Source organism: Mesobacterium hydrothermale (genome assembly GCF_035818635.1).
Taxonomy (GTDB): domain Bacteria; phylum Pseudomonadota; class Alphaproteobacteria; order Rhodobacterales; family Rhodobacteraceae; genus Mesobacterium_A; species Mesobacterium_A hydrothermale.
On sequence record NZ_JAYLLH010000002.1, the window covers coordinates 143,848 to 166,811 of the forward strand.

21 protein-coding genes and 1 tRNA gene are annotated in these 22,964 nt (G+C 61.1%); 6 read left to right on the forward strand and 16 right to left on the reverse strand.

Annotated features, from left to right (window positions below):
• Window positions 1–37: 37 nt before the first annotated feature.
• Window positions 38–418, reverse strand: a complete 381-nt coding sequence (locus tag VK792_RS02170; RefSeq protein ID WP_326295705.1) for a hypothetical protein — start codon at window positions 416–418, stop codon at window positions 38–40.
• Here VK792_RS02170 and VK792_RS02175 point away from each other — a divergent pair.
• Entirely contained in the window at window positions 407–2,281 is a 1,875-nt protein-coding gene (locus VK792_RS02175) for an OmpA family protein (protein ID WP_326295706.1), read from the forward strand. The genes VK792_RS02170 and VK792_RS02175 overlap by 12 nt on opposite strands.
• A 21-nt stretch (window positions 2,282–2,302) precedes the next feature.
• The gene (locus VK792_RS02180; RefSeq protein ID WP_326295707.1) at window positions 2,303–3,016 is read left to right on the forward strand and encodes a helix-hairpin-helix domain-containing protein; all 714 of its coding nucleotides are present in this window, start codon (window positions 2,303–2,305) and stop codon (window positions 3,014–3,016) included.
• A gap of 69 nt (window positions 3,017–3,085) precedes the next feature.
• On the opposite strand, the gene VK792_RS02185 is transcribed toward VK792_RS02180, so the two are convergent.
• From VK792_RS02185 to VK792_RS02215, 7 genes are all read right to left on the reverse strand, one after another.
• The gene (locus VK792_RS02185; protein ID WP_326295708.1) at window positions 3,086–4,015 is read right to left on the reverse strand and encodes an AEC family transporter; all 930 of its coding nucleotides are present in this window, start codon (window positions 4,013–4,015) and stop codon (window positions 3,086–3,088) included.
• Between the two features lie 86 nt (window positions 4,016–4,101).
• Window positions 4,102–4,902 carry an MBL fold metallo-hydrolase gene (locus VK792_RS02190; protein WP_326295709.1) on the reverse strand — a complete coding sequence of 267 codons (801 nt, stop codon included), beginning with the start codon at window positions 4,900–4,902 and terminating at the stop codon, window positions 4,102–4,104.
• Window positions 4,899–5,702 carry a TatD family hydrolase gene (locus VK792_RS02195; protein ID WP_326295710.1) on the reverse strand — a complete coding sequence of 268 codons (804 nt, stop codon included), beginning with the start codon at window positions 5,700–5,702 and terminating at the stop codon, window positions 4,899–4,901. The genes VK792_RS02190 and VK792_RS02195 overlap by 4 nt, the downstream gene beginning before the upstream one ends.
• Before the next feature lie 52 nt (window positions 5,703–5,754).
• Entirely contained in the window at window positions 5,755–6,882 is a 1,128-nt protein-coding gene (locus VK792_RS02200) for a DNA polymerase III subunit delta' (protein ID WP_326295711.1), read from the reverse strand.
• Window positions 6,879–7,502: a dTMP kinase gene (gene tmk, locus VK792_RS02205; protein ID WP_326295712.1), complete on the reverse strand. Its 624-nt coding sequence runs from the start codon at window positions 7,500–7,502 to the stop codon at window positions 6,879–6,881. The genes VK792_RS02200 and tmk overlap by 4 nt, the downstream gene beginning before the upstream one ends.
• Window positions 7,499–8,671: a D-alanyl-D-alanine carboxypeptidase family protein gene (locus VK792_RS02210; protein WP_326295713.1), complete on the reverse strand. Its 1,173-nt coding sequence runs from the start codon at window positions 8,669–8,671 to the stop codon at window positions 7,499–7,501. The genes tmk and VK792_RS02210 overlap by 4 nt, the downstream gene beginning before the upstream one ends.
• Window positions 8,672–8,696: 25 nt before the next feature.
• Complete coding sequence (locus VK792_RS02215) at window positions 8,697–9,494, reverse strand: SPOR domain-containing protein (RefSeq protein WP_326295714.1); 798 nt, start codon at window positions 9,492–9,494, stop codon at window positions 8,697–8,699.
• A 296-nt stretch (window positions 9,495–9,790) separates the two neighbouring features.
• On the opposite strand from VK792_RS02215, the gene VK792_RS02220 reads away from it, so the two are divergent.
• A tRNA-Ser gene (locus tag VK792_RS02220) sits at window positions 9,791–9,880 on the forward strand.
• Window positions 9,881–10,241: 361 nt separating this feature from the next.
• Here the strand turns inward: VK792_RS02220 and VK792_RS02225 are convergent.
• The 8 genes from VK792_RS02225 to VK792_RS02260 form a co-directional block, all read right to left on the reverse strand.
• Window positions 10,242–11,531, reverse strand: coding sequence for a 5-methylcytosine restriction system specificity protein McrC (locus tag VK792_RS02225; protein WP_326295715.1), 1,290 nt, complete (start codon window positions 11,529–11,531; stop codon window positions 10,242–10,244).
• A gap of 5 nt (window positions 11,532–11,536) precedes the next feature.
• The gene (locus tag VK792_RS02230; RefSeq protein ID WP_326295716.1) at window positions 11,537–12,655 is read right to left on the reverse strand and encodes an AAA family ATPase; all 1,119 of its coding nucleotides are present in this window, start codon (window positions 12,653–12,655) and stop codon (window positions 11,537–11,539) included.
• A complete protein-coding gene (locus VK792_RS02235; protein WP_326295717.1) occupies window positions 12,648–13,214 on the reverse strand; it encodes a hypothetical protein in 567 nt (188 codons plus the stop codon). Before VK792_RS02235 ends, VK792_RS02230 begins: the two co-directional genes overlap by 8 nt.
• Window positions 13,211–15,433 carry an Eco57I restriction-modification methylase domain-containing protein gene (locus tag VK792_RS02240; RefSeq protein WP_326295718.1) on the reverse strand — a complete coding sequence of 741 codons (2,223 nt, stop codon included), beginning with the start codon at window positions 15,431–15,433 and terminating at the stop codon, window positions 13,211–13,213. Before VK792_RS02240 ends, VK792_RS02235 begins: the two co-directional genes overlap by 4 nt.
• Window positions 15,430–16,473, reverse strand: coding sequence for a DNA adenine methylase (locus VK792_RS02245; RefSeq protein WP_326295719.1), 1,044 nt, complete (start codon window positions 16,471–16,473; stop codon window positions 15,430–15,432). Before VK792_RS02245 ends, VK792_RS02240 begins: the two co-directional genes overlap by 4 nt.
• 404 nt (window positions 16,474–16,877) lie before the next feature.
• Window positions 16,878–17,261 (reverse strand): hypothetical protein, encoded by a 384-nt coding sequence (locus tag VK792_RS02250; protein ID WP_326295720.1) that lies wholly within the window; start codon window positions 17,259–17,261, stop codon window positions 16,878–16,880.
• Window positions 17,258–18,568: a recombinase family protein gene (locus VK792_RS02255; RefSeq protein WP_326295721.1), complete on the reverse strand. Its 1,311-nt coding sequence runs from the start codon at window positions 18,566–18,568 to the stop codon at window positions 17,258–17,260. The genes VK792_RS02250 and VK792_RS02255 overlap by 4 nt, the downstream gene beginning before the upstream one ends.
• Window positions 18,565–19,017, reverse strand: coding sequence for a DUF2924 domain-containing protein (locus VK792_RS02260; protein WP_326295722.1), 453 nt, complete (start codon window positions 19,015–19,017; stop codon window positions 18,565–18,567). Before VK792_RS02260 ends, VK792_RS02255 begins: the two co-directional genes overlap by 4 nt.
• Window positions 19,018–19,558: 541 nt before the next feature.
• Between VK792_RS02260 and VK792_RS02265 the strand changes: the two genes are divergently transcribed.
• The 3 genes from VK792_RS02265 (at window position 19,559) to VK792_RS02275 (ending at window position 22,889) form a co-directional block, all read left to right on the forward strand.
• Complete coding sequence (locus VK792_RS02265) at window positions 19,559–21,733, forward strand: hypothetical protein (protein WP_326295723.1); 2,175 nt, start codon at window positions 19,559–19,561, stop codon at window positions 21,731–21,733.
• Window positions 21,734–21,824: 91 nt separating this feature from the next.
• A complete protein-coding gene (locus tag VK792_RS02270) occupies window positions 21,825–22,070 on the forward strand; it encodes a hypothetical protein (RefSeq protein WP_326295724.1) in 246 nt (81 codons plus the stop codon).
• Window positions 22,071–22,169: 99 nt separating this feature from the next.
• Window positions 22,170–22,889, forward strand: a complete 720-nt coding sequence (locus tag VK792_RS02275) for an RNA polymerase sigma factor (RefSeq protein WP_326295725.1) — start codon at window positions 22,170–22,172, stop codon at window positions 22,887–22,889.
• Window positions 22,890–22,964: the final 75 nt, after the last annotated feature.

Sequence of the window (22,964 nt, forward strand, 5' to 3'; positions counted from 1 at the left end):
ATAACCGGAAAAGGCCAGGCACCCAGGTGCCTGGCAGTCACCCGGCTGGGCCCAGACATCCCCATTTCGCGATGCCCAGCCTGACTTTCACGGCCCGGTTTGTCCGGGCCGCTTTTTTGGCGCGATCTGTTTTGCCGCTTTGCTGCAACACGCGCTCTGGCCGTGCGCGCTGCGTCGTCTTCAACGCGTTTTTCCCCTTGCGCTGTCCTTTCGCGGCGGATTTGGCTGTCTTGTCTACGCGGGCTTCAGCCCGGCGGGTTGAGTAAATTTTGGGGGGAATATGCGAGGGCTTGTTGGGGGCTTTTTGCTTGTCCTTGGGGTTGGCGGTCTGGGCTATTGGGGCGCCCATCACCAGGCTGTACGAGCGGAACACAAGATCGCCGAGGGGGCCGTGACCGTTGCCGGCATGTCCACGCACGGTTTGCAGGTGCGCGTTTCGGGCCGCGATATCACCGTCAGCGGCCTGGCCGACAGTTCTAACGAGCGTGACCAGATCCTGACCGCGCTGAACGGCATTCCCGGGCGTCGCGTGGTCAATGACAACATCCGGATCCTGCCGGTGGAATCCCCGTTCACCAGTTTCGGCGAACGCCAGAGCGATGGCAGCGTGGCGATGGCGGGCTTTGCCCCCTCTGACGCTGCGCGCCGCGACCTGGACGGAGTTACAGGGGCCCGAAACCTTGCGCTGGCATCGGGCGCGCCTGTGGACTGGGCGCTGATCGTGACCCGTGCCAATGCCGCCATGGCCCCGCTGAACGAAGCCCGCTGGGAACTGAGTGACACCAACCTGCGGATGATGGGCACCGCCGCCACCAGCGATGAACGCGCGCAAACGCTGGCGGTGCTGGACAGCCTGCCGGACGGGGTGACGGTGGACACCGATATCGCGCTTGTGCTGGACGATGCCGCGCTGTCGGCGCTGATCCGCGCTGCTGCGGAAAGGATTGTTGCCGGGGCAGACCATGGCGCGACCGTCACGGTAAATGGCCGCGATGTGACGATCACGGGACTTGCCGGATCACCGGACGAGCGCGACGCGCTGATTGCCGCCTTGCAGGGGATCGGCCGGGTGGGCACGGTGATTGACGATTTGCGCGTGCTGGACCGGATTTCGCCCTTTACGACATCTGCGCTGAAGTCCGACGGCGGGCTTTCGATGCGGGGCCATGTCCCGTCGGAACTGGCGCGTGGCCTTGTTGGCGATGCCGCCGCGGGGCTGGACCTTGCCACCGGCGCGCCGGCTGGCTGGATCGACGCCGTGGCACTGGCCAATGGTGCGCTGTCAAGGATGATCGACGGCGACTGGCAATTGTCGGACACCGCGCTGACGCTTCGCGGCACGGTGCTGGACCCTGCTGCCCGCAACGCCGTGTTGGCGGCGCTGGGCAAGCTGCCCGACGGATTTGACCTGACCACGAACCTGCAAATGCTGGATGACGGCGCGCCCCCCGCGTTCGACCTGACCTACACCGCCGCCAATGGCGCTGTGGTGGCGGGCAAGCTGCCGTTCGGCATGGATGCCGCCGCCGTGGCCCGCGCCCTGGGGCTGACCAATGCCCAGGGCACGCCACAGACCGCGCTGGTCGACAACGGGCAGGCCGGGGCGGTGACCGCCGCGCTGGCCGAGCTGGGCCGCTGGCTGCCGCAGACCGAAACCGCGAAACTGGGATGGCAGGACGGGGTGCTGGTGCTGGACGCGGTTTTCGGCCCCGGCGCCGACGTGACCCAGATCACCGCCCAGATGCAGGATCGGCTGCCGGGCGCGATCGTGAAACTGCGCTATGCCAATGCCAGCGAATTGCCGCCTGACGACACGCTGCGCAACAACGCCGCGACCGGGCAGGACGAAAGGTTTGCCGGGGGCTTCTGGCTGCCGGTGCTGGAGCCGTTCGACCCGACACCGGCGAATTGCGAAGCGCGCGGCAACGCGATGATGCAGGCGGTGCAGATCAATTTCGTCACCGGGTCGGCGACACTGGACGCGGCCTCGCTCGATGACATCAACCGCATCACTTCGTTGATGCGGGTGTGCGTGGTGCAAGGCGGGCTGCGGGCCATCGTCGGCGGCCATACCGACGACGTCGGCTCGGACCAGGCCAACCAGTTGCTGAGCCTCGACCGGGCGTGGGCGGTGCGGCAGGCGCTGATCGCGCGCGGCATCCCCGGGGAGGCGGTCGAGGCCGAAGGCTATGGCGAAACCCGGCCGATCGCCGACAATGCGACCGAGGCCGGCCGTGCCGCCAACCGCCGGACCACTATCGAATGGACAGACGTCCGCTGAACCGTCGAAGGAGACGACAACATGTTTCGTGAATGGGGATTCCTTCTGTCCGAGATGATGGGCCTGATCGTTCTGGCCGCGCTTCTGGGGCTGTTCGTGGGCTGGCTGATCTGGGCCGGGCGCGGAAAGGTCAAGGTGATCGAGGCCGACCCGGAGGTTGAATCCGAGCGTGACCGGCTGCGTGTGGATCTGGAGATCTGCCGCCGCCAGCACGAGGAAAAGGACACCCAACTGGCCAGTCTGCGCGAAGAACGCGACGCGGCGCGCAAGGTCGCGGCAACCGCGGCGGCGTCTGTACCCGCCGCAGGGCGTGCGGTGGTGGAAATGGAAAGGGCTGCGGCGCTGAAAGCGCCTGCACCTGCGCCGGCGGCAGAGCCTGCGCCGGTGGCAGATCCCGAGCCCACCCCGGATTTTGACGGGGATGGCCTGCGCGAAGGTACGGACGAAGGCATCAAGCCCAGCACGCTGGAGGCGGCCCGCGACGGCCAGCCCGACGATCTGAAGCAGATCAAGGGGATTGGCCCCAAGCTGGAGCAGCTGTGCAACCGGCTGGGGTTTTATCATTTCGATCAGATCGCGGCCTGGAGCGCGGATGAAGTCGCCTGGGTCGATGCCAACCTCGAAGGGTTCAAGGGCCGCGTCAGCCGCGACGGCTGGGTCGAACAGGCCAAGGTTCTGGCCGAAGGCGGCGAAACCGAATTTGCCAAGCGGGTGAAGGACGGTGACGTCTACTGAGCCGGCCTGCCGCTGCAAACTTTGGGCCAGGCGGGGCGCGATGTGCCCCGGCTTTCCTGTCTGCCGCGCTTACGGCAGGATTGCCAGCCAGACCCAGATCGTGCCGATGCTGAGCGTCGTGGCGATCAGCACCGACGAGGCCGCGACCCGCCGCGCCCGGCCATACATGTTGGCAAAGACATAGATATTGATCCCCGGTGCCATCGATGCGGTCAGCACCGCGGACCGGAACGCCGCCTTGGGCAGTCCGAACAGCGATCCGAGTGTCCAGGTGATCGTCGGGTGCAACACCAGGGTGACAGCGCAGACATAGGCGATGACGCGCAGGTCGCCCTGCGGCTTGTAGCGGAACAGCACGCCGCCCATGCCGAACAGCGCGGCGGGCAGCGCCGCGCGGATCATCATGTCCAGCGCATCGACCGCCGGGCCGGGCAGAGGGATGTTCAGCACGTTGAAGATGACACCCAGCCCGATGCCGATCACCAGGGAATTGCGGAACATCGCGCGCCCCACGGTCAGCGGCAGACGGCGCAGCCCGGTGCCGTGGGCGCGGGCGATTTCCATTGCGGTGATGCCGATGCCATAGCAGATCGGCGCGTGGATCGCGACGATGGCATAGTTCGCTTCCAGCGCATCGGCACCATAGGCGCGTTCGGTGATCGCCAGCCCCAGCATCAGCGAGTTGGCGAACAGGCAGCAAAAGCCGATGGCGACCGCATCCTCCCAGTCGCGGCCGAACAGGACGCGCGCGCCGAACAGGCCGACGAAGAAACAGGTGACGGAACCGGTGTAGAAGCTGACCAGCAAGGCCGGGTCGAAATGCGCGCCGATGTCCAGCGTCCAGATCGCCCGGAACAGCAGCGTCGGAAAGGCGAAGGTCTGGGTGAATTTCATCAGCCCGTCGACCGCGTCATCGGAGAACCACTTGCGCCAGACCGCGACATAGCCCGCCCCGATCACGAGGAAGACGGGCATGATGACGTCGAGCAGCGCTTGCATGGCAGACCGGGGTTTTGCGGGATGGGCGGGGGAATTCGAGTATTTGGAGAAAGATGAAAAGGGGGGCGTGCCCTGTTCGGAACGGGCTAGAACGGGTAGCGGATCACCATGCCGTCGTAGGCGGGGGTGACGTTGTCGGGGGTTTCGGCGGCGACCGTGGCATAGTCGAGGTCGATGTGCATGTTGGTCAGCACCGCGCGGCGCGGTTTCAGCTGCGCGATCCAGGCCAGCGCCTGGTCGAGATGGGAATGGGTCGGGTGCGGGCTGCGGCGCAGCGCGTCGATGATGAAACAGTCGAGATCTGCGAGCGCGGGCCAGGCGTCGTCGTAGATGCGGGCCACGTCGGGCAGGTAGGCAAGGTCTTGCACGCGGAAGCCAAGCGCGTCGATGGCGCCATGGTTCACCCGGAAGGGGCGCAGCGTGACGGCGCCGCCGCCGCCGGTGACGGTCACGTCGCCGTCGATCGTATGCATATCGAGGATCGGCGGGTAGGGGCTGCCCTCGGGCTGGATGAAGGCATAGCCGAAGCGTGAATAGAGGCTGTTCTGGGTGTCGCCATCGGCCCAGACCGGCAGACGCTTGCGGGTGTTGAAGACGATCTGGCGCAGGTCGTCGATGCCGTGCACGTGGTCGGCATGGGCATGCGTGAAGACCACCGCGTCGAGCGTGCCGACCCCGGCATCCAGAAGTTGCGCGCGCATGTCGGGCGTGGTGTCGATCAGCACGCGGGTCGTGCCGTCGGGCGTTTCGCGTTCGACCAGCATCGAGCAGCGGCGGCGGATGTTTTTCGGGTTCGTCGGGTCACAGTCGCCCCAGTGTCCGCCAAGCCGCGGCACGCCCCCCGACGATCCGCAGCCCAGGATGGTGAAGCGCAGCTCTCCGCTCATGCGGCGGCCCGCCATGCGGAAACCTTGGAAAACAGCCGGTCGAAATTCGCCTCGGTCTGCCGGGCGAAGGCGGCATAGTCGAGGCCGTAGAGGTCTGCGCCGACCTGAGCGGTATGGACCGTGTAGCCCGGTTCGTTGCGCTTGCCGCGATAGGGCGGCGGGGCGAGGTAGGGGCTGTCGGTTTCCAGCAGGATCCGGTCGACCGGGGCGGCGGCGAAGATATCGCGCAGGTCCTGGCTTTTGGGGAAGGCGGCGATGCCCGACATCGACAGGTAGAAACCGAGATCGAGCGCGGCGCGGGCGAGCTCTGCCGAGGAGCTGAAACAATGCATGACGCACGAATAGGGTTTCGTGCGATAGCCTTCCGTCAGGATCGCGGCCATGTCGTCATCGGCGGCGCGGGCGTGGATGATCAGCGGCAAGCCGGTTTCCTGGGCGGCGGCGATGTGGATGCGCAGGCTTTGTTTCTGCACCTCGGCGCTGTCGGCGGTGTAATGATAATCGAGCCCGGTTTCGCCGATGCCGACGAATTTCGGATGCTGGGCCAGGGCGACCAGGTCGTCCACCGTGGCCATCGGTTCTTCGGCGGCGCTCATCGGGTGGGTGCCGGCGGCATAGAACACCGCGTCATGTGCCTCGGCGATGGCGCGCACCTTGGGTTCATTGCGCAGGCGGGTGCAGATCGTGACCATGCGGTGCACGCCCGATTGCACGGCGCGGTCGATGATCTCGGCGCGGGTGTCGTCGAAGTCGGGGAAATCCAGGTGGCAATGGCTGTCTGTGATCTGCGGCGTGGTCATGCGTGCGTCCGTCTGTCCTTGCGCCCCGGTATGGGGGAGCGGGCAGGCAGGGTCAAGCCATCGCCGCGGCCGCATCCTGAAGCCGCAGGAAGGCGTCCAGCAACAGGCTGGCCGGGTCGACGTTGACCGCCCTGGCGTGGCGGGTGCGTTCCGCGGTGTCCTGCGCCATCTGGGCCCAAAGCCGGCCGTGCTGCGGGTGCGGGGCCAGCCGGGCAAGCACGGTGGATTCCCCCGGGGCGGCCTGCTGCGCGGGGGGCGCGCCGGTGGCGCCGGTGCGGGCCATTCGCGACAGGGCGGTGTCCAGCAGCCACAGCATCAGGTCCAGCACCTCGGGTTTGCCCCGGGCACCGCCGGTTTCGGCCAGCGCCAGCGCGCGCGGCCGGTCCATGCGGGGCAGGGTGCCGAGAAGGGCGATCAACTCGGCATAGAGTTTCAGGCCGTGCAGGTTTTCAAGGCGGATCGCTTCACCCACCGACCCGGCGGCGAGCTCGGCCAGCGCCAGCGCGGCCTCTGGCGCGACCTCGACCCCGGCAAGGGTCAGCGCGGCGGTCATATCCTGCGGCGAGAGCGGCGACAGACGCAGAGTGCGGCAGCGTGATCGGATCGTCGGCAGTAGGCGCGATGGCTGGTGGCTGATCAGCAACAGCGTGGTGCGGGCCGGCGGTTCTTCAAGCAGTTTCAGCAACGCATTGGCCGCGTTCACGTTCATTTCGTCGGCGCTGTCGACGATCACGACGCGGCGGCCACCGTCGGCCGAGGACAGGGCAAAGAAATTCTTCAGCCGGCGCACCTCGTCCACGGTGATTTGCGCCTTCAGCCGCTTGGTTTTTTCGTCGTAGGGACGACGCAGGGCAAACAGCCCGGGTTCAGAGCCCGCATGGATGCGGTGGACGACCGGATGGTCGGGGCCGATGTCGAGTGTCGCGGGTGGCGGCGGGGCACCGAACAGCCCGTCGTCCTGTGCCGGTGGCGTCGCCAGCAGAAAGCGCGCGATGCGCCAGGCCAGCGTGGCCTTGCCAACGCCCAAGGGGCCGGTCAGCAGCCAGGCATGGTGCAGCCGGTCGCCGGCAAAAGCTTCGAGGAATTCGCGCTCGGCATGGTCTTGCCCGATCAGCCGGGGGGTTTCGCGCGGGTGCGGCGCGCCCGACACGCGATCGGGTTCGGGCAGGTCGTCGCTCATGGCAGGCGGCCGTGAAGGGCGGCGCGGATGTCCTGCGCAACGGTTTCCGGGGTTCGGGCGCCGTCGATCACCCGGAATCGCGCCGCATATTCGCGTGCCAGATCCAGAAACCCGTCCCGCATCCGCTGTTGCAGCTCCAGCCCGAAATCCTCGAACCGCTCTTCGGCGGTCTTGCGCGCCTTGGCGCGTTTCAGCCCCTCGGAGGGGTCCATATCGACCAGAAGGGTCAGATCGGGTTCAACCCCGATCATCAGGTCGTGCAGTGCATCGACCTTGGCGCGCAGATTGCCGCGCGACAGACCTTGGTACATCCGGGTGGAATCCGCGAAGCGGTCGCAGATCACGATCTTGCCAGCCGCCAGCGCCGGGCGGATCGTGCGTTCCAGATGGTCGCGCCGGGCAGCGGTGAACAACAGAAGTTCGGTTTCCGCCGACCAGCGGTCGGGATCGCCCTGCAACACCAACGCGCGGATCTCCTCGGCCCCGGGACTGCCGCCCGGTTCACGGGTCAGGACAACCTCGTATCCCTCGGCGCGCAGCGCGTCGGCCAGCAGCCGGGCCTGCGTGGACTTGCCCGAGCCGTCAATGCCTTCGAAGCTGACGAACAGACCCCCGGTCACATCGTCCCCTGGTCCGGGGTCATGCCGAACTGGCGCAGAATGGCCTGTGCCGCGGTGGTGACGCGCTTGAGCACGCCACCTTTGCCGACGGCCGTTTCCGCCACCAGTGGCACGCGCTGTTCGGGCAGGCCTTCGGGGCGGATGACCAGTTCCGCGATCTGCTGGCCGGCGCTGATCGGCGCCTGGATCGGGCCGGTATAGACCACCTCTGCCGCCACTTCGCCCTGCCCGGTGACCGGCAGCAGCATGTTCAGGTCTTTCCGTGTCACCAGCCCGACGCCGGGGGCATCGCCCATCCAGACCTCTGCCTCGGCGACGCGCTTGCCGCCCTCGACAACGGTTTTTTCGGCGAACTGGCGGAACGCCCAGTTGACGATGGCTTCCGATTCCTCGGCTCGTGCCTTGGCGCTGTCCAGACCGGTGATCGCAAAGATCACCCGGCGGTTGCCCTGTTTGGCGGAACCGACAAGACCATAGCCCGCTTCCTGCGTGTGGCCGGTTTTCATCCCGTCCGCGCCGATCCCAAGCCCCAGCAACGGGTTGCGGTTCATGCGGTTCTGGCTTTCCTTTTCATCGAAAAGGAACTCTTTTTCGGCGAACATCGGATAGAATTCCGGGAAATCCGCGATGATATGGCTGCCCAGAAGCACAAGATCGCGCATCGACATCAGGTGGCCCGTGGCGGGCCAGCCGTTGGAATTCTGAAAAGTCGAATTGGTCATGCCCAACTGCTGGGCGCGTTGTGTCATCAGCCGGGCAAAGCCCGCCTCGGTTCCGTCCGGGCTCAGCGCCTCCGCGATCACGGCGCAGGCGTCATTGCCAGACAGGACGATGATGCCGCGAAGAAGGTCCTCGACCCGGACGCGCTCTCCGGCTTTCAGGAACAGTGTCGAGCCGCCGTAGTCCATCGCGTGCTGCGATACGCGCAGTTCTTCGTTCAGGCGCAGGCGGCCGTCGCGCACCGCCTCGAAGGCGATGTAAAGCGTCATGAGCTTGGACATCGACGCCGGGGGAAGCCGTTCGTCAGCGCGTTTGGCAAGCAGCACCGTGCCCGTGGTCTGGTCCAGCACAAACGCCGCAGAGGCGCGGGTGTCGAACGCATGGGCGGGCAAAGCCAGAGCCAGCGCAGTTGCGCAGCTGGCAAGAAATCGGGTCAGGCGCAGGGACATGGGCAGCGTTCCTTGCAGATCGGTCTTAGTTGGTCACGGCATAGGCATCAGCAAAGCCCATGCCCTTGATGGTTTTCAACAGGGTGTCCTGTTCGGATTTGCTTTGTGCCGGGCCGACCAGAACACGCCAGAAGGTCTTGCCGCTGGAGCTTTGTTTCTTGACTGTCGGCACCATACCGCTTTGGCGCAGGGCGGTCGCGGTATTGCTGGCATTTTGTTCGACGCTGAAGATGCCGATTTGCAGATAAGGTTTCGACATCGACGACGACGCAGCAGGTTTCGGCTTCGGCTTGGCCGCAGGTTTCGGCGCGGCGGCCGGGGCAGGGGCGGGATCGTTCAGCGCGGCGGCGGCCGTGGCTGCGACCGGGTCGATTTCCGATGTTGCCACGGTTGACGGCGCATCCAGCGCACCGGTTGCCGGTGCTTCTGCCGGTTCCGGCATCGGCTCTTCCTCGATCGCGGTTTCGCGGCGCAGCGCCACGACCGAGAGCTTCGCGGGCTGACCGGCCAGCATTCCAAGCGCGGCGGCGGCATCCGAAGAGATCTGCAAACGCGGCCCGGGGGTTTCGCGTTCCTTGCGGAACAAGGCCCCAATCACGTATTTGCCGTTTTCCTCGTTGCGGATGATCACGCGCTCGGGGTCCTTCACATCGGGATGCGCGGTCCAGACACCGCCCAGCGACGGGCGACCGTCCCAAAGCCCGGATTCCTTGGTCTGGAATATCTCGGGGGCTTCGACATCGCGTTCAACAGGCTTTCCCGGCCGCGGGGCCGCTGCGGTGCTTTCCCCGCTTTCGGTCTTGGGTTGGAGGAAGCCGGGCATTTGGCCGTCTTCGCATCCAGACAGCGCAAACGCTGCGGCAAGCAGCACTGGTACCGATACAAACCGCTGCCGAAAAATGTGTTTTCCGCTCATTCTCGCCCCTTAGCCTGCCTGTCGTCCGCCCCGCAGGGCCCGGTATTTTCCGGATTTTCCTGCCATGTCCACGTTTTGTGCGGACGATTTAGCCAAAGGATACCCGTTTGAACCCATCATGAAAAGCCGCTGCAAGGGTTTCGGCGGATTTTCCCCGGAGCCTGCTTCTAGAATCGCCAGAGGCCCGCTAAAGCAAGTGAACCGGAGGGGTGGCAGAGTGGTCGATTGCGGCGGTCTTGAAAACCGTTGAGCGTGAGAGCGTTCCGTGGGTTCGAATCCCACCTCCTCCGCCACTTGCCCTCGCGAAAGCGTTCTCCCGAGCCGGCTGCGGCCGAATTTTTCCGTTGTTTTCGAGGGTTATGCGGGTCGGGCTGAGCACTAGCAGTAGCGCCAGGTGGCCCAAAAGCGGTCTCTAAGGGGCGATTTTCTCCGGACCTCATGACTTCGCCCTTTTGGTGATTAGCTTGCAAGATACTGTATCGAAACAGATTTTGTGCCCGGCACCTGAGCACTTCGACGCCAGCGGCGTTTGGTCGAACGGGACAGAAATCGAACACTCGCCAAAAAAAATCGGCAAGTGAAAGAATGGACTGCTCCGTCAAATTCCTTTGACGAATGCCTATCTTCGCGAGGAAGAGTGTTCCTCAGAAACCGCTAAAGGCTCTTGGCAAGCGCATCAGCAAAGCGCTTCAAGCCGCGACGCTCTGAGATACGACAAACACCAAGTTCAACTGCCCGGATGAGTACACCGTCTGCTACAGCCCTTGCAAATTCTGCTGCATGTCCGACCTCGTAGTGAGAGGAAGGCGCGTCGTCCACTGTCCGCGGATAGACCAGCACCACCTCGGAAATCCCCGTTGCGCGCGAGAACGCCAACGATTCATAGATATCGGCATTGGAAATCGAGGTAGAAGAGCGAGCCACATGCCCTTTGTATTTTGCATCCACGATGACCCGGCGCGAACCAGTGGCATTGGGAATCGTTACAATCGCGTCGGGAACGACGTTGAGCACCCTGACTGCCCCATCCTGCGTTCGCGTCCCAAGCCTATTTGGTGACTGTAGCAGCACATTCTTGGGTAAGAGTGCGTTGCGGAGAGATAGCGACACGAGCTGCTCCCAAACCTGCCATGTCTGCATGACGTAGCCTGGCGCAAGAGCATTCTTGGGATCATAGGCGCCACCAAGACCCCGCAGGATGTCGAGAGAAAGATCAAATGTTGGTTGCCAAGCGCGCGAACGGCTCGGCAACCGGCGATCCTGTAGACGTGATGGCCTCTGTTGATGCGGCAGATGTTGCGCAAGACGCTCAAGACGCACGCGGGTTTCGACGTCGGGAACGATGGGCGCGAGACCTGCCGCAGCCGCCCTGACTACCGCGTTGTAGGGATTTTCACGGGTGAACGACGTAACAGATTGCGGAAAGCCTTCCTCTGTTGGAACAGACAAATCCTCGGGGTCAAAATCCCCTTCAATGGCAAACTCGCTGTGGGACAAGCGGCGATAGGTTCGCAGCGGTCTACGCTGGTTCTTCCAGTACATCTCGATCAGAGAGCGCCCGATCAGCGTCGCAAGATCAGATGTCGCGCGGGCCGATGATTTCAGTCCCTCGTTGTCGAGGAGTCGCCCATGATGTGAAAGCGTGGCCAGAAGGAAGAAATCTTCACGCCATCCGGGTGCATTGCCGAGAAATTTTGGCGCAATTTCGAGTTCCAGACCTGATGCAAGGACAAGCAAACCCGCCACGTTCTGAAACTGATAGCGGTCGGCATTAATGGATAGCGGAACGCTCTCCAGTCCGAGGAGCCCGCGCAAACGGTCTCCGGCACGGAGCAAAAGTTCGCGCGCGGTGGACGCCGAAACAACGCTACGCTTGGCAATTTCCTCGTGGAGAGCCGAAGGCTTCGCATACTCAACAGCTGTGAAACGCTGCCATGGGCGCATGACGATTAAACAGCCTTTTGGGACAGGGCGACGAACAGATCATAAACCTGCGAAGCATCAATGCTCACCGGACCATTGATCATGGCACGGGGTGCATCCCCGAAGGACGTCTCTTCCAAGCTGTAGGGGTTTCCGGCAATGCCGCGATCTGCGTTCAACGCGATGGCGGTTCCGCGTACATCACCGAAGAACGCTTCATCGATGTGATTTTTGACCGTCCGCCATGCTGTCGCAAAATGGGCAAGAGCGTCAGCCACGTTTGAGGGCTTGGCATTGTTGGCCATGAGCACGCCGTGACCAATCCTGAATTCTGGCCCTCGTCCGAGCGCAATTCTCTGGTTTACCGCATCAAAAGCCTGAATCGCAGCCTCGCTCACATCGTCTGCGGAACTTGGGCTCGGCGGCAAACTTGCCATCGGTGTCGCGGCAACTCCGAAATGCGCCCTCAAAACCGAAGACTTGGGTTCCAGATTGAAAGGAGCCCAACGCCGAAGGAAGGCTACATCCAGCGGCTCGACCGAGACATCCGCCTGGTTCATTGCTGCTAGTATGTACAGCCTCGATGGAAAAGCATACTCGATCAGATCGCCGTCCGCCGGATTGATCAAATCGAAGAACTGTGTTGCGGGCGTTGACTTGCCGTCCGGTGCAAGGCGCTTGTCGGATTCGATGGCGACGATAGCTCCACCGAAAACTTGTACGGTGGGGCCGCGGTTGATTTCATCTATGATAAGCAGCGCCGCGCTGTCCGGCTGCTTTGCATACTCACTGGCACGGTAGAGAATACCTTCGGTAATTCTGAACGTACCCGGCGGTGTACCTGTGCGGACGTCAGGCATCACGCCTGTCAGGAAATCACGGTACTTGCTGGACTGATGAAGAACGCAGCGAAAGACCTTCCGGTTGGTGGACGTCCCGATTGACCCCGGCAGGCTTGTCGTAGGCGTGGGCGGGATTGGGACTGGTGCACCTGGCTTATGAATCGGCGTGCTGGAGTGCCCCTTAGCTTCAAAGAGGCTGGCAACCTCACTTAGCAGCATGGACTTGCCCGTGCCCGGCGGCCCGGCAAGCAGGACGTTGCGGCGGTTTTCCAGCAGATCCAGAATGTCGTTGGCGTCAGACATGTGGGTATTGTTCTTTTGTTACAAGGTCTAGAAACGCTGACTTGCAGCCGTCGTCGAACCAATCCTGCGCAAACTTCTTGATTTTCGGGTCCCAATTTTGGGTAAGAAGACTCGTTTCGGTCGTGAAATACAGCCAAATATCTCCGTTGGCTTGCTGGAACATCATGAAAACCGAACGACCTCCATTGGGATCGTTTTGGATCAAGCCATCAAGCGCAAACTCAGAGATGCGTGCTATTCGGCATTCATTCGGGCGCGCATCAGTGGCAGGCCATATCTCCATCGTGGCGCTCTTATCGCCAGTCGGTTCATTCCAAGTGACCGTGCCACTCAGAACTTCGATTTGAGACGTAACCCCTTTTGCCTTGCGTGTCTTGATTGTCTTGTTCGGGAACATGCGTCGAAATAATGGTAAGAACTCGGTTTCCGGTCGAAAACGCAGATCGCGAGCGCCCCCCCCGCTGTCGGCGTCATTTGACTTGGCGATAAACTTTCGACGATCTCCGTCTTCGATATTTTGAAGGAGAACCCGTTCAATGGTCTGCGAGCTACTGCTCATCGTACAACCTCGTTGGATTTTTCTTGGATGCTGCTGACGAACTCGGAGCTGACATAGGGTATCGCGCCCAGTTTGCGCGCGCATTCCACCCGTTGGGCACTTGGTTCACTTCCCGCTTCTGCGTTTCGGAGCCAAGCCGAAAGCAGGACATCTTCTGTGACGGTGGACGATGTCTCTCCCTGTATTGCGGGCTGGCCGCGATCCAACAGGGGGAAGTCCTGCAACATGAGCCGTAGGTCATCCTCGGAACAACCATAGGCGCGTGCGACCAGAACGTCCGCTTCGCAGCGCAGTTCGGCAATGCGCCAAACATTCTCAAAGCTCGAATTTTTTGACTGGTCAAGCTCATGCAATTTTTGGGCGAGGCCAATCAGGCGCTGTGCGGGGAGTGAACTGATATCAAGGTTGGGTAGTCGAAGGGAGAGCAGGACGAAGTAATTCACTGTCGTCGTAACGATCCGCCGAAGCAGCCAATCGAAGGGAAGCGAGTTGACAATGGCGAGCCAAAGGAAAAGCCGATCATCCGATGGGTCATTGGGGAAAGAAATCGTCGGAACCTTGTTCCCGCAGACGACCTCTGGCGGGATCAACGCTGCCATCATTGATCGTTCGTTGGTTTGCCCTGTAATGTCACAAAAACCTACGCGCATACGCCGAGAGCGCCGCGAAGCTTCTGCGGACGCTACTCTCAACGGCAGCCAGAACTGTGGTGCGACCCTGCTTTGTCCTGGCGGGAGATTGTACCAAACGGCGCTTCTTCCTTCACCAGAGACATAAGACTTGCACCCCAGACGGTGAGGTTGGACCATTCGGCCCTCAATGACGGGAAGGCATCCTTTTTCTGGCCGTTTCACGAAATAGCGGCGGCCGTGAGTCATATCGATCTCACGGCAAAACTCAGGATACCAAGGTGAATCCCCCGATGAGATCACCGATCCGTTGTACTGCATTTTCTTGAACAGATGCCATTCCTCTGCCGAGCGCACTTCGGGAAGAGTAAGGTCGGAGCGCAAATGCCCGATATCCTTTAGCGCAAGACGTACCTGCGGTGCGGGTATGACGCGCTCGGTATTGGCACTTGCATGGCCAATCTTCACTGTCGTGAGTGCCTTGCTGGAACTAGCCTTGCGGCGATAATTCACAACTAGAAACTTAAAACGCGTGTCAATAGCGAAATGCCTTGCACGATTCTCCATTATGGTGAAAGCAAGATCATCCGTACCTTCTACCAGCGCCCGGCGCAGAGTTTCAGTGCTGAGCGAGCGGATCAGGCCTGCCGGAACCAAGAGAGCGCCATGTCCGCCTACGCGCGTCAGCTTGTAGAGAAGCTCGGTAAAGGCGACGTAGAGATCAGGCTCGCCTTTCGCCAGGACCGGGTAGCGCTCAATAAGTGATCCCGCCATTGCGGCGCGCTCGGTTTTTGCTTTTTCGTACCCAGCAAGTGATTGGAGGCGGTAGCTCGCTCCGTAGTCGCGGGTTTCGCCGTTCGCTTTGGCGTATTCATGCCGTGTCAGTTTGACCTTTTCCCAAGGAGGGTTTGCGATCACGACGTCAAAACCGTCTTCGCTTAGCTCAAGCCAAGTGGCGTCAGGTACAAGCAGGCTGTCCTGTGCTCGCCAGCGGGCGCACATCGTTGCGATGGCATCCAGGTCATCGGTCAGCGACGCGAGTGACAACCGAGTGCCGCGCAAAGCCAGCGGTGAAAGATCGGCGGCATAAACGGACTCGCGAAGCCATTCGCTGGCTAGTAGACGATCCGGTCCACAGGCTACGATGGAAACTGCAGTCAGCAATATCCCGGCACCGCAGGCTGGATCGAGAACCTTAGCCCCTTTCGTGAAATGCACCTCCACACTGTGAGCGAGATGCAGGGCTAGCCGAAAGTCCGTGTGATACGCGCCGTTATTTCGTTGTTCACTGTGATCAAGTGCTTCCCGAGCCAGCGCGCTTAAGCAAAGCGAGGGGTGGATGCCAGTATCATTTAACAGCAGAACAAGCGCTTTCGCGTCATCAAGCAGGCGTTCAGGGGCCATCAAGGGTTTGATAGCGAACTTCGAGCAAAATGCTTGAAAATCAAATCCACCAAGGCGGGCAGATACCGCTTCCAATAGCTGGAAGCGCAACTCGTCGTTGTTCCCGCGATAGCGTCTCAGGTATTGAGTTATGTAGGCATCGGCCTTTGCAAGGCGTTTGCCCTCGACTGTACTGGATGGTTTCATGCGGCGTCGCGCTTTGCTTCCTTGGTCTTCTCGATGCAGAAAAGCAGCTCTCCGACGTCGGAGGCGGCTTTGCTGGCGGCTTTGTTGGGGCGATAGCGACCAATATTCTGGAGCGAATGAACGCTGAGTTCTCCGATGCCAGCTAGAGAATCGGAAAGCGATTTGATCGGGACGTGACCTTCGGTGCTATAGGATAGGAAAATGCGGCGAGCCGGGAGTTCTGAAACAAGGCGCTCGATAGCCTTCGCGGCTCTGACTTTATAGCAAAAGTCAGATGCTTTTTCTCGCCATGGACGAATGCCGCACACCCCTTCAACTTGAGGCTCATCACCAAGGGCGATGGTTTCAAGGATATGATAATACGCTGCGTATTGGCGTTTGGTGTAGGGGGGGTCTAGATAGACCGTATCCTCCGCCGCGCACGGCACCTGAAGAACGTCCCGAGTGCTCATGGTCGCATGCGGAGAGGCTTCGAGATATTCGCCAGGCTCGATTACCAAGGCATCTAGCGATTGCCTCTGCCATTTGGACAGGAAGCAGCCATAGGTTCCGGCAGTATTTGCGACACGGTTTGAAGCGCGCATCAAATCGGCAATGAGAACGCGCTCTTCATGTGGCGTGATTACATCGCCTTGCCGCCAGGCGCGGATCCTCTCCCGCATGCCATCGATTTTTTGGGCGTTCTGTTCGGTGAAATACATCCGGGAGACGTCGCAATGACCTGATGATGCTGGGCTGTATTCTCGCCAAATGAAGCCGCGTACGGGCTCTGCTTCATTAAGAGCAGCAATTGCGTTGTCGTAGCCCGAAAGCCCCTTAAAAGGGATATCGGCGTTGGACGTCACGCGCGCGTAGGACATGATGGCCGAGGAAGCCAAATGATCGTTAACATGAACGGGCCAGCCAGCGCGAGACGCTGCTTCGGCAACTGCTCCTGTCCCTGAGAAGCCATCCACGAACACACCGCCGTCAGGCGCGCCAATGTGATCAATAATGGCTTCCACAATACGCGCCTTGGAGCCAATGTAACGGAATGACATGCGTGCGGTCTCCCTGCCTGCTTAGTTTTTTTGTTGCCATGCCGGGAAATGAGCGGGTGGCATGGATCGTTTCTTAGCTCATGCAGACTGTTCAGGCGTTAACAGTAGTGATTTATTCGGTCTGATTGGGTGGCATGGGCTTAGATTGGTCTACTACGCCAGCATTGCACATACGGCGAGTAGGGCGCAATATATAGTAGGCGCGCGCAGCACTGATGCTACTGATTTACTCGGCTGTTGCGCTCCGCTCGTAACGGGGCTTGCATTTGATCTTAGATTTGTAACTCGGTCGCCCGGAGCTTGAGTTTTCGAGGATCATCAGGGGGCCCCTTGGTCCTGCCGCAAGTGAGCTGCTACGCGGCGATGGGCGAAGCCGACTGGCTTGATTTGGCCTTTGTCGCCGTTCAGTCTAACCTCCCCTCCCGGCGATCCCACACCAACGGCATGCCCTTCAATAATCCCGCCAGCGTCACCTCTGGCCCCTGTGTCCCGTCAAGGATCGACTCCACGATATCAGGCGCAAGCAGCGTGAGCCGGAGCACCCGCGTCATGTAGGACGACGCAATCCCCTCGTGTTCCGCTAGTTCCGCCATTGTCATGAATTTCCCTGATTCCAGCATCCGCTTCCAGCGGAACGCACGAGCCAGCGCCTTGACCAGTGTGCTGTCGGTCCGGTGCGGTTGCTTGACGCCGTCCGATAACTGCATCTCCTTCCGGCCGCCGCGTTTCACGACGCGGAATGGCACATGCAGTGTCACGATGTCCGGGATCGGCGTCCTGCTGGTCATGCTGCCGCCTCAATGCCGCCTGCAAGCATCTCACGCACAATGCCACTGAGGCCGTCGACGCGCAGGCGGACGTTGAGCCCGTCCGTGCCGATGTCGACGCGCTCGATCAGCAGCGCCACGATGCGCGCCTGCTCGGCGGGGAAGAGTTCGTCCCACAGCGGGTCGAGTTGCTGCAGGGCCGAGCGGGCGTCGGCCTCGGTGATTTCGTCGGCGTGGGCACGCGCCGCCTTCCATGTGCCTGCTACGATTTCGGGCTGGCGGAACACAGTGCGCAGCTGGTCGACGACGGCGACTTCTATTTCACCTGCTGGCACACGACCGACGGAACACGATCCGGCGCCATGCTTCAGTACCGTCTGGCTGACATAGTAGCGGTAGAGCTTGCCGCCTTTCCGAGTGTGGGTCGGCGAGAACGCCGCGCCATCCGGGCCATAGAGCAGCCCTTTCAGCAGCGCGGGCGTATCGGCGCGGGTGCGGGCGGCCCGCTTGCGCGGGCTCTCTTTCAAAATCGCGTGGACTTTGTCCCAGACGTCTCTGTCGATGATCGCGTCATGCTCGCCGGGATAGCTCTCGCCCTTGTGCACCGCCTCGCCGATGTAGGCGCGGTTGTTCAGCATCCGGTACAGGTACTTCTTGTCGATCCGGTTGCCGCGTGGCGTTCGGATGCCGCGTTTGGCCACCTCCCGCGCCAGCTCCGTCCCAGAGCCGATCTCGAGGAAGCGGGCGAAGATCCAGCGGACATGTGGGGCGCGCTCGTCGTCGATGATCAGTTTGCGATTTTCAACTCGGTAGCCGAAAGGTGGGACGCCACCCATCCACATGCCCTTCTTCCGGCTGGCCGCGACCTTGTCGCGGATGCGTTCGGCGGTGACCTCACGCTCGAACTGGGCGAAGGAGAGCAGGATGTTGAGCGTCAGCCGCCCCATCGACGTGGTCGTGTTGAACGACTGCGTCACCGAGACAAAGGTCACTTCATTGCGGTCGAACACCTCGACCAGCTTGGCAAAATCGGCCAGCGAGCGGCTGAGGCGGTCGATTTTGTAAACTACCACCACGTCGACGAGGCCGTCCTCAATGTCCGCCATCAGCAGTTGTAATCCGGGTCGTTCCAGCGTGCCGCCGGAGATACCACCGTCGTCATACTGATCGCGGATCAGCACCCAGCCCTCAGAGCGCTGGCTGGCGATGAACGCCTCGCAGGCCTCACGCTGGGCATGCAGCGAGTTGAACTCCTGCTCCAGCCCTTCCTCGGAGGATTTGCGCGTGTAGATCGCGCAGCGGAGCTTCCGGACAATCGGCTTGGTCATGCGCCCCTCCGGTGTTTTTTCAGTCCAAAGAAGACCCAGCCGTTCCAGCGTGTGCCAGTGATGGCGCGAGCAATCGCGGAGAGCGATTTGTAGGGGCGGCCCTGCCAGTCAAAACCGTCGGCGGTGACGGTGACAACATGCTCAACGCCCTTCCATTCACGGATCAGCCGCGTACCGACAATGGGCGTCAAGTCAGCGCGGACGCGGCTCTTTTTGCGATCACCGCCATCAAGCTGCTCGCCCAAGGCCTCCAGCCTTTTCACCGTTTCCGGCTTCAGGCCGCCATAGGCCAGCTCCTGGATGCGGTAGGCCAGTCGGCTCTCAAGATAGCGGCGGTTGAACGGGGGCGGTTCGCTGTCGAACAGATCGCGCCACTGAGCCTTCAGCTCAGGCGTCGAGGTCGTCTTGAGTGCGGCCAGGCGGGCCGGAATAGGATCTTGTTTGGTCATGCATTTCTCCGGTGAGTTGGAGTTGCATGACGCCATTCGTCGGCCTGATAGTGTAGTCCACTTTCTCCAGTATCGTCAGATACTTCCGCCCGATCACGCATCCGCAACCGAACCAGCCCGAGAGCCAGCAGGCCGCATAGCTCGGCGCGGCGTTCTGCGGGCGTCATCTGGTCGGGTGGCAGAGGGTTGGGTCGTTTCATGTCTTGGGTGGCCGTGCTTGCTGGTGTCGTTACCAACCAAAAGCCACCTGGTAGCCCCTTGTGGGACATGCAGCGCCTCTATCATACTTCCGCAGGTGAACAAGTAGAGAACATCATCTCTTGCGAACGAAAGAAGCGTCAGCGACTATCAGGAGTTGAGTCGGGCACATAACAAGCGTTCATTGAGGTGGTATCTTGGCGCGGATAGCAAATGCGATCGGATCCAGCATTACAATTCGGCGGTCCTGTTTCCTATTGCCCAACAGGACAACCAATTTCGAATTCAAAATAGGGCGCCGCGCTCATAGATTTGAGATCACATAATTCTTTTGGAGATTTAAATGGTTCGCACCCCAGCCAAGACCTGTTCAAACCTTTTTCGTCTGCTCAACGAGGCGGAGCCTTCGTTGCTATCGGCGTTTTTGCAAAGCAGGTCCTTCGGAAGGCTGAATTGGCTGGCGAATTATCAGTTCGAGCCTGACGATCATGAAGGTCCAGCATCAGCGGCCGATATGTTGCATCAAGAAAACAAGGACCGCCTTAACCCGCTCGAGGCGGAGGCTTCGCGCATTGTCACTTTGACATCCGACCGTGGTCAATTCGTTCTCGAAGGCTTGGCAAGGACAAAGCTCGAACCGGAGCGCTGCCGGGAACTTATGAACCAGCGGGACCAGCTTGCGCGCAGCCTTTGGGCCTACGCACGCGAACACAGCGTTTTTGAGGCGGCCGAAAACAGCCTACACCTCCGCATGTACCGTCGGTACGACAAGCATTATCAAACGTTTATGGCAGACCCGTCCACAGATGGCGGTCCAGACTCAGGTGGCGAAATTCTCGACGCGCTGCTTGCTCAATTAAGCACCGAGTTGGATCGAGGCGACGGTTACAGCATCGACCGTTTCGATATTCCGGAGGATGGGGATGAACCGGACGCAGAGATGTATCTGCTGTTTCATCCTGACCCTCCAACCAGCGTTCGGGAGATTGACGATTCTGGCAATCGGTCACGCATTTACTTTCGACCACCTGGAGAGGCGATGATCGTCTATACGCCGTCGACTGGCCGGGTTCATGTTCGGGCTGGTACCAGAACGCTGCGACACACCATCGCCGAGCGATTCATCGAGACCGCATTGGATCAGACGTACTCGAACCAACCGGTCGATTTTCAGGCCTACGATATTTCGCGATTCCTGTCGGGTTTTGATCTAGATTCGCCCGAATTGGATGATGCGGCAATCCTGCGTGCCCAGGTGATCCGAGCTGAGATCAGCGTTGGCAATTTGGCAAACCGCCTGTCGCTTTCGACGACCATCAATCAGGACATATCGGCCGTTATCGGTTCTCAACCCGGTCTGGACCGCATTTTCTCTCGCGCCGTCGCGATCCGTTTCGTCGAGATTGCAGTCAGGTATCGCCGCGTAGACTCTGCCGCTGAGAAAACGCTCAACTTCACTTTGACCGACCGCAATACGAGCAGCCTTCTCAGCGTGGACGACCATTTCGAGCGCGTGCTCGGTCATAAATTGCTTCGGCATTGGAACATCTTGCAAGAGGGGCGTGCCCCGGGTGCTGCTGAAGGCATGACCATTGTGCCTGCGCTGCTCTCCATCTGGGATATCGGTACAGACAGGATTGCAGGTGCATGGCTTCTCGATCGCGGAATCGATCCGGCTCTTCTGACAGAGTTGGGTTTCCTTGTGCCAGCGGGCTGGGAAGGCGATGACCTGATCGACGACGAAGACGGAATTGGCCCGGTAGCGGCCGATGTCGTCGCGCAACCAGACAAAGTCGATCTCAAAGTCGCGGAGGGCCATGTTGCTCCCAGTGGCGGCAGTCCAGACCGCTATAGAATCTATCGAGTGCGCGATGGCTGGGTCGAGGAGCATCTTCGCGCCCGATTGTCAGATGTGCTGGATGCATCTGCGATCGAGGAATTGAACAAACACCTGCTGTATCTCGGCACGCTCGAGATCAACGATCGGGATGTCCCGATCTATCTGGCTCGCAGTCTGGACCAGGAAAAAGCCAGGGCTTCGGTCGACAGTGAGTTGAGGGCGCGTAGCGACCTTGGGATTGGACTGGTGCTTCAGGCTGGAAACACGGCGGGCGCGTGTCTCGCTGCGAATGTCTTGACGCCTCTCGCTGATCACATCGAAACCGAAGGACCGGAAATCACCCTGGTTGCGGACAAGCTCAAGGCGATCTTCCGACGCGACCAATCTCTGGCGCGAGGCGGTCTCACCGTACAGCTTGAACTCACCGGCGAAAATTCCGGAAAGCTGTTTGTGCCAGGAAAGGGATCCATCGACATATCGGGAGAACAGAGGTTGCGCGTCGTGCAGCGGCTTGTGGACGCCCACAACAATGGCCCCGCACCGATCGTGACGGCGGACCTTATTGCAGGAATTGAGGATCAGTCACTCTCAAACATCTTTGGATCCGTGCTTTGGAAAAAGCTCAAGGCAGACTTCGTCCGATCTCCGAAACGTAAGTGGTGGGAGATCGCGATCTGAGGTCAACTCCGATCCGGCTCCGTTTCGGGGTCTGACGAACTCCGATTCTCGTGTCCAATAGGAGTGCTCACTCAGTCAGAGGAGCACTTCCATGCCGACTCCCATCTCTTCCCGCCAGCCAGCTAAGATCAGCTGGACCGGTGGCCAAAAATCAAAACCCACCCCTTTGAATTCTGAATGGCGCTGCACGCGCTGTGACAAGCTGCTCGGCGTCTGCCGGGACGGCCGCATGCACCTGCGTTTCGCGCGGGGCCACGAGTATTTCGTGGGCTTTCCGGTTCAGGCTACATGCCGCGGCTGCGGCACGCTGAACCAGGCGCAATCACCCGCGCGCTGAGGCGCGCATCTCACCAATTTCCTGAAATCGCAGAGACGCACGACGTCCTGACCTGGCCACGACAAGGCGCTGGACGCCTGGCCGCAAGGCAGGCGTCCAATGTCCATCGCGTGGCACGAGATCCGTGATCACCTCATGTTGTCATCTTCAACTCTTAATTTTCAAAGGAACTTCGAAGCCCTTCGGCGCAACAGCGAAACGCTCGCGCGTTTCGCTGATCCGGCTGCATTGCTGGATACGCTGCACGTTGGTAGCTGCGGCCCGAATGAGAAAAACCGGTTTCTGGTAGCACTGGTCGGGGCCGCACAGTCTGGCGACGCGACCTCCGATTGTGCCCTGACGCTGATGCTGCTGGCGCTCTGGCCGGGGCTGGATGCCGTTCGGCGCAGATCGATGTGGCGCAGGATCGGCACCGGCGACGAGGTTGCATCCGAAATCCTGGCCAGGGCGTCCGAGGCCATTCGGGGTCTGGATCTGCAGCGGGTCAACTGGATCGCGGCAACCATCCTGCGGAACATCGAGCGCGACCTGATCAGAACGCGCCAACGCGAGGACCGGCACCAGAGCCTCCGTAGTGATACCGATCCCGACGAAATCCCGACTGACGGTGAAGCGTCAGCCATCGCAAGTCCCGCACTGCTCCACCGCGATCTCGTCCGCATCATCGGCAAGGATGCTGATCTGGTGATCCGTGTGGCCGTCGACGGGTTCTCGCAGGCCGAAGTCGCATCGGAGTTGGGGCTGTCTGAGGCGGCCACGCGCAAACGCTATCAGCGGGCGACCCGGCGTCTGCGCGATACCCTGCAAGAATTTCGCTGATCGGGTGTCCCGATCCCTGCTGCGCGGTGGCTTTTCCCATTCAGACGCCACCGCGCGCCCCACTCAAACCGAAAG

Coding starts and splice junctions, on each gene's coding strand:
- VK792_RS02175 (WP_326295706.1), top strand. CDS start 407: ATGTCCACGCACGGTTTGCAGGTGCGCGTTTCGGGCCGCGATATCACC.
- VK792_RS02180 (WP_326295707.1), top strand. CDS start 2,303: ATGTTTCGTGAATGGGGATTCCTTCTGTCCGAGATGATGGGCCTGATC.
- VK792_RS02185 (WP_326295708.1), bottom strand. CDS start 4,015: ATGCAAGCGCTGCTCGACGTCATCATGCCCGTCTTCCTCGTGATCGGG.
- VK792_RS02190 (WP_326295709.1), bottom strand. CDS start 4,902: ATGAGCGGAGAGCTGCGCTTCACCATCCTGGGCTGCGGATCGTCGGGG.
- VK792_RS02195 (WP_326295710.1), bottom strand. CDS start 5,702: ATGACCACGCCGCAGATCACAGACAGCCATTGCCACCTGGATTTCCCC.
- VK792_RS02200 (WP_326295711.1), bottom strand. CDS start 6,882: ATGAGCGACGACCTGCCCGAACCCGATCGCGTGTCGGGCGCGCCGCAC.
- VK792_RS02210 (WP_326295713.1), bottom strand. CDS start 8,671: ATGTCCCTGCGCCTGACCCGATTTCTTGCCAGCTGCGCAACTGCGCTG.
- VK792_RS02215 (WP_326295714.1), bottom strand. CDS start 9,494: ATGCCCGGCTTCCTCCAACCCAAGACCGAAAGCGGGGAAAGCACCGCA.
- VK792_RS02225 (WP_326295715.1), bottom strand. CDS start 11,531: ATGCGCCCATGGCAGCGTTTCACAGCTGTTGAGTATGCGAAGCCTTCG.
- VK792_RS02230 (WP_326295716.1), bottom strand. CDS start 12,655: ATGTCTGACGCCAACGACATTCTGGATCTGCTGGAAAACCGCCGCAAC.
- VK792_RS02235 (WP_326295717.1), bottom strand. CDS start 13,214: ATGAGCAGTAGCTCGCAGACCATTGAACGGGTTCTCCTTCAAAATATC.
- VK792_RS02240 (WP_326295718.1), bottom strand. CDS start 15,433: ATGAAACCATCCAGTACAGTCGAGGGCAAACGCCTTGCAAAGGCCGAT.
- VK792_RS02245 (WP_326295719.1), bottom strand. CDS start 16,473: ATGTCATTCCGTTACATTGGCTCCAAGGCGCGTATTGTGGAAGCCATT.
- VK792_RS02250 (WP_326295720.1), bottom strand. CDS start 17,261: ATGACCAGCAGGACGCCGATCCCGGACATCGTGACACTGCATGTGCCA.
- VK792_RS02255 (WP_326295721.1), bottom strand. CDS start 18,568: ATGACCAAGCCGATTGTCCGGAAGCTCCGCTGCGCGATCTACACGCGC.
- VK792_RS02260 (WP_326295722.1), bottom strand. CDS start 19,017: ATGACCAAACAAGATCCTATTCCGGCCCGCCTGGCCGCACTCAAGACG.
- VK792_RS02265 (WP_326295723.1), top strand. CDS start 19,559: ATGGTTCGCACCCCAGCCAAGACCTGTTCAAACCTTTTTCGTCTGCTC.
- VK792_RS02270 (WP_326295724.1), top strand. CDS start 21,825: ATGCCGACTCCCATCTCTTCCCGCCAGCCAGCTAAGATCAGCTGGACC.
- VK792_RS02275 (WP_326295725.1), top strand. CDS start 22,170: ATGTCCATCGCGTGGCACGAGATCCGTGATCACCTCATGTTGTCATCT.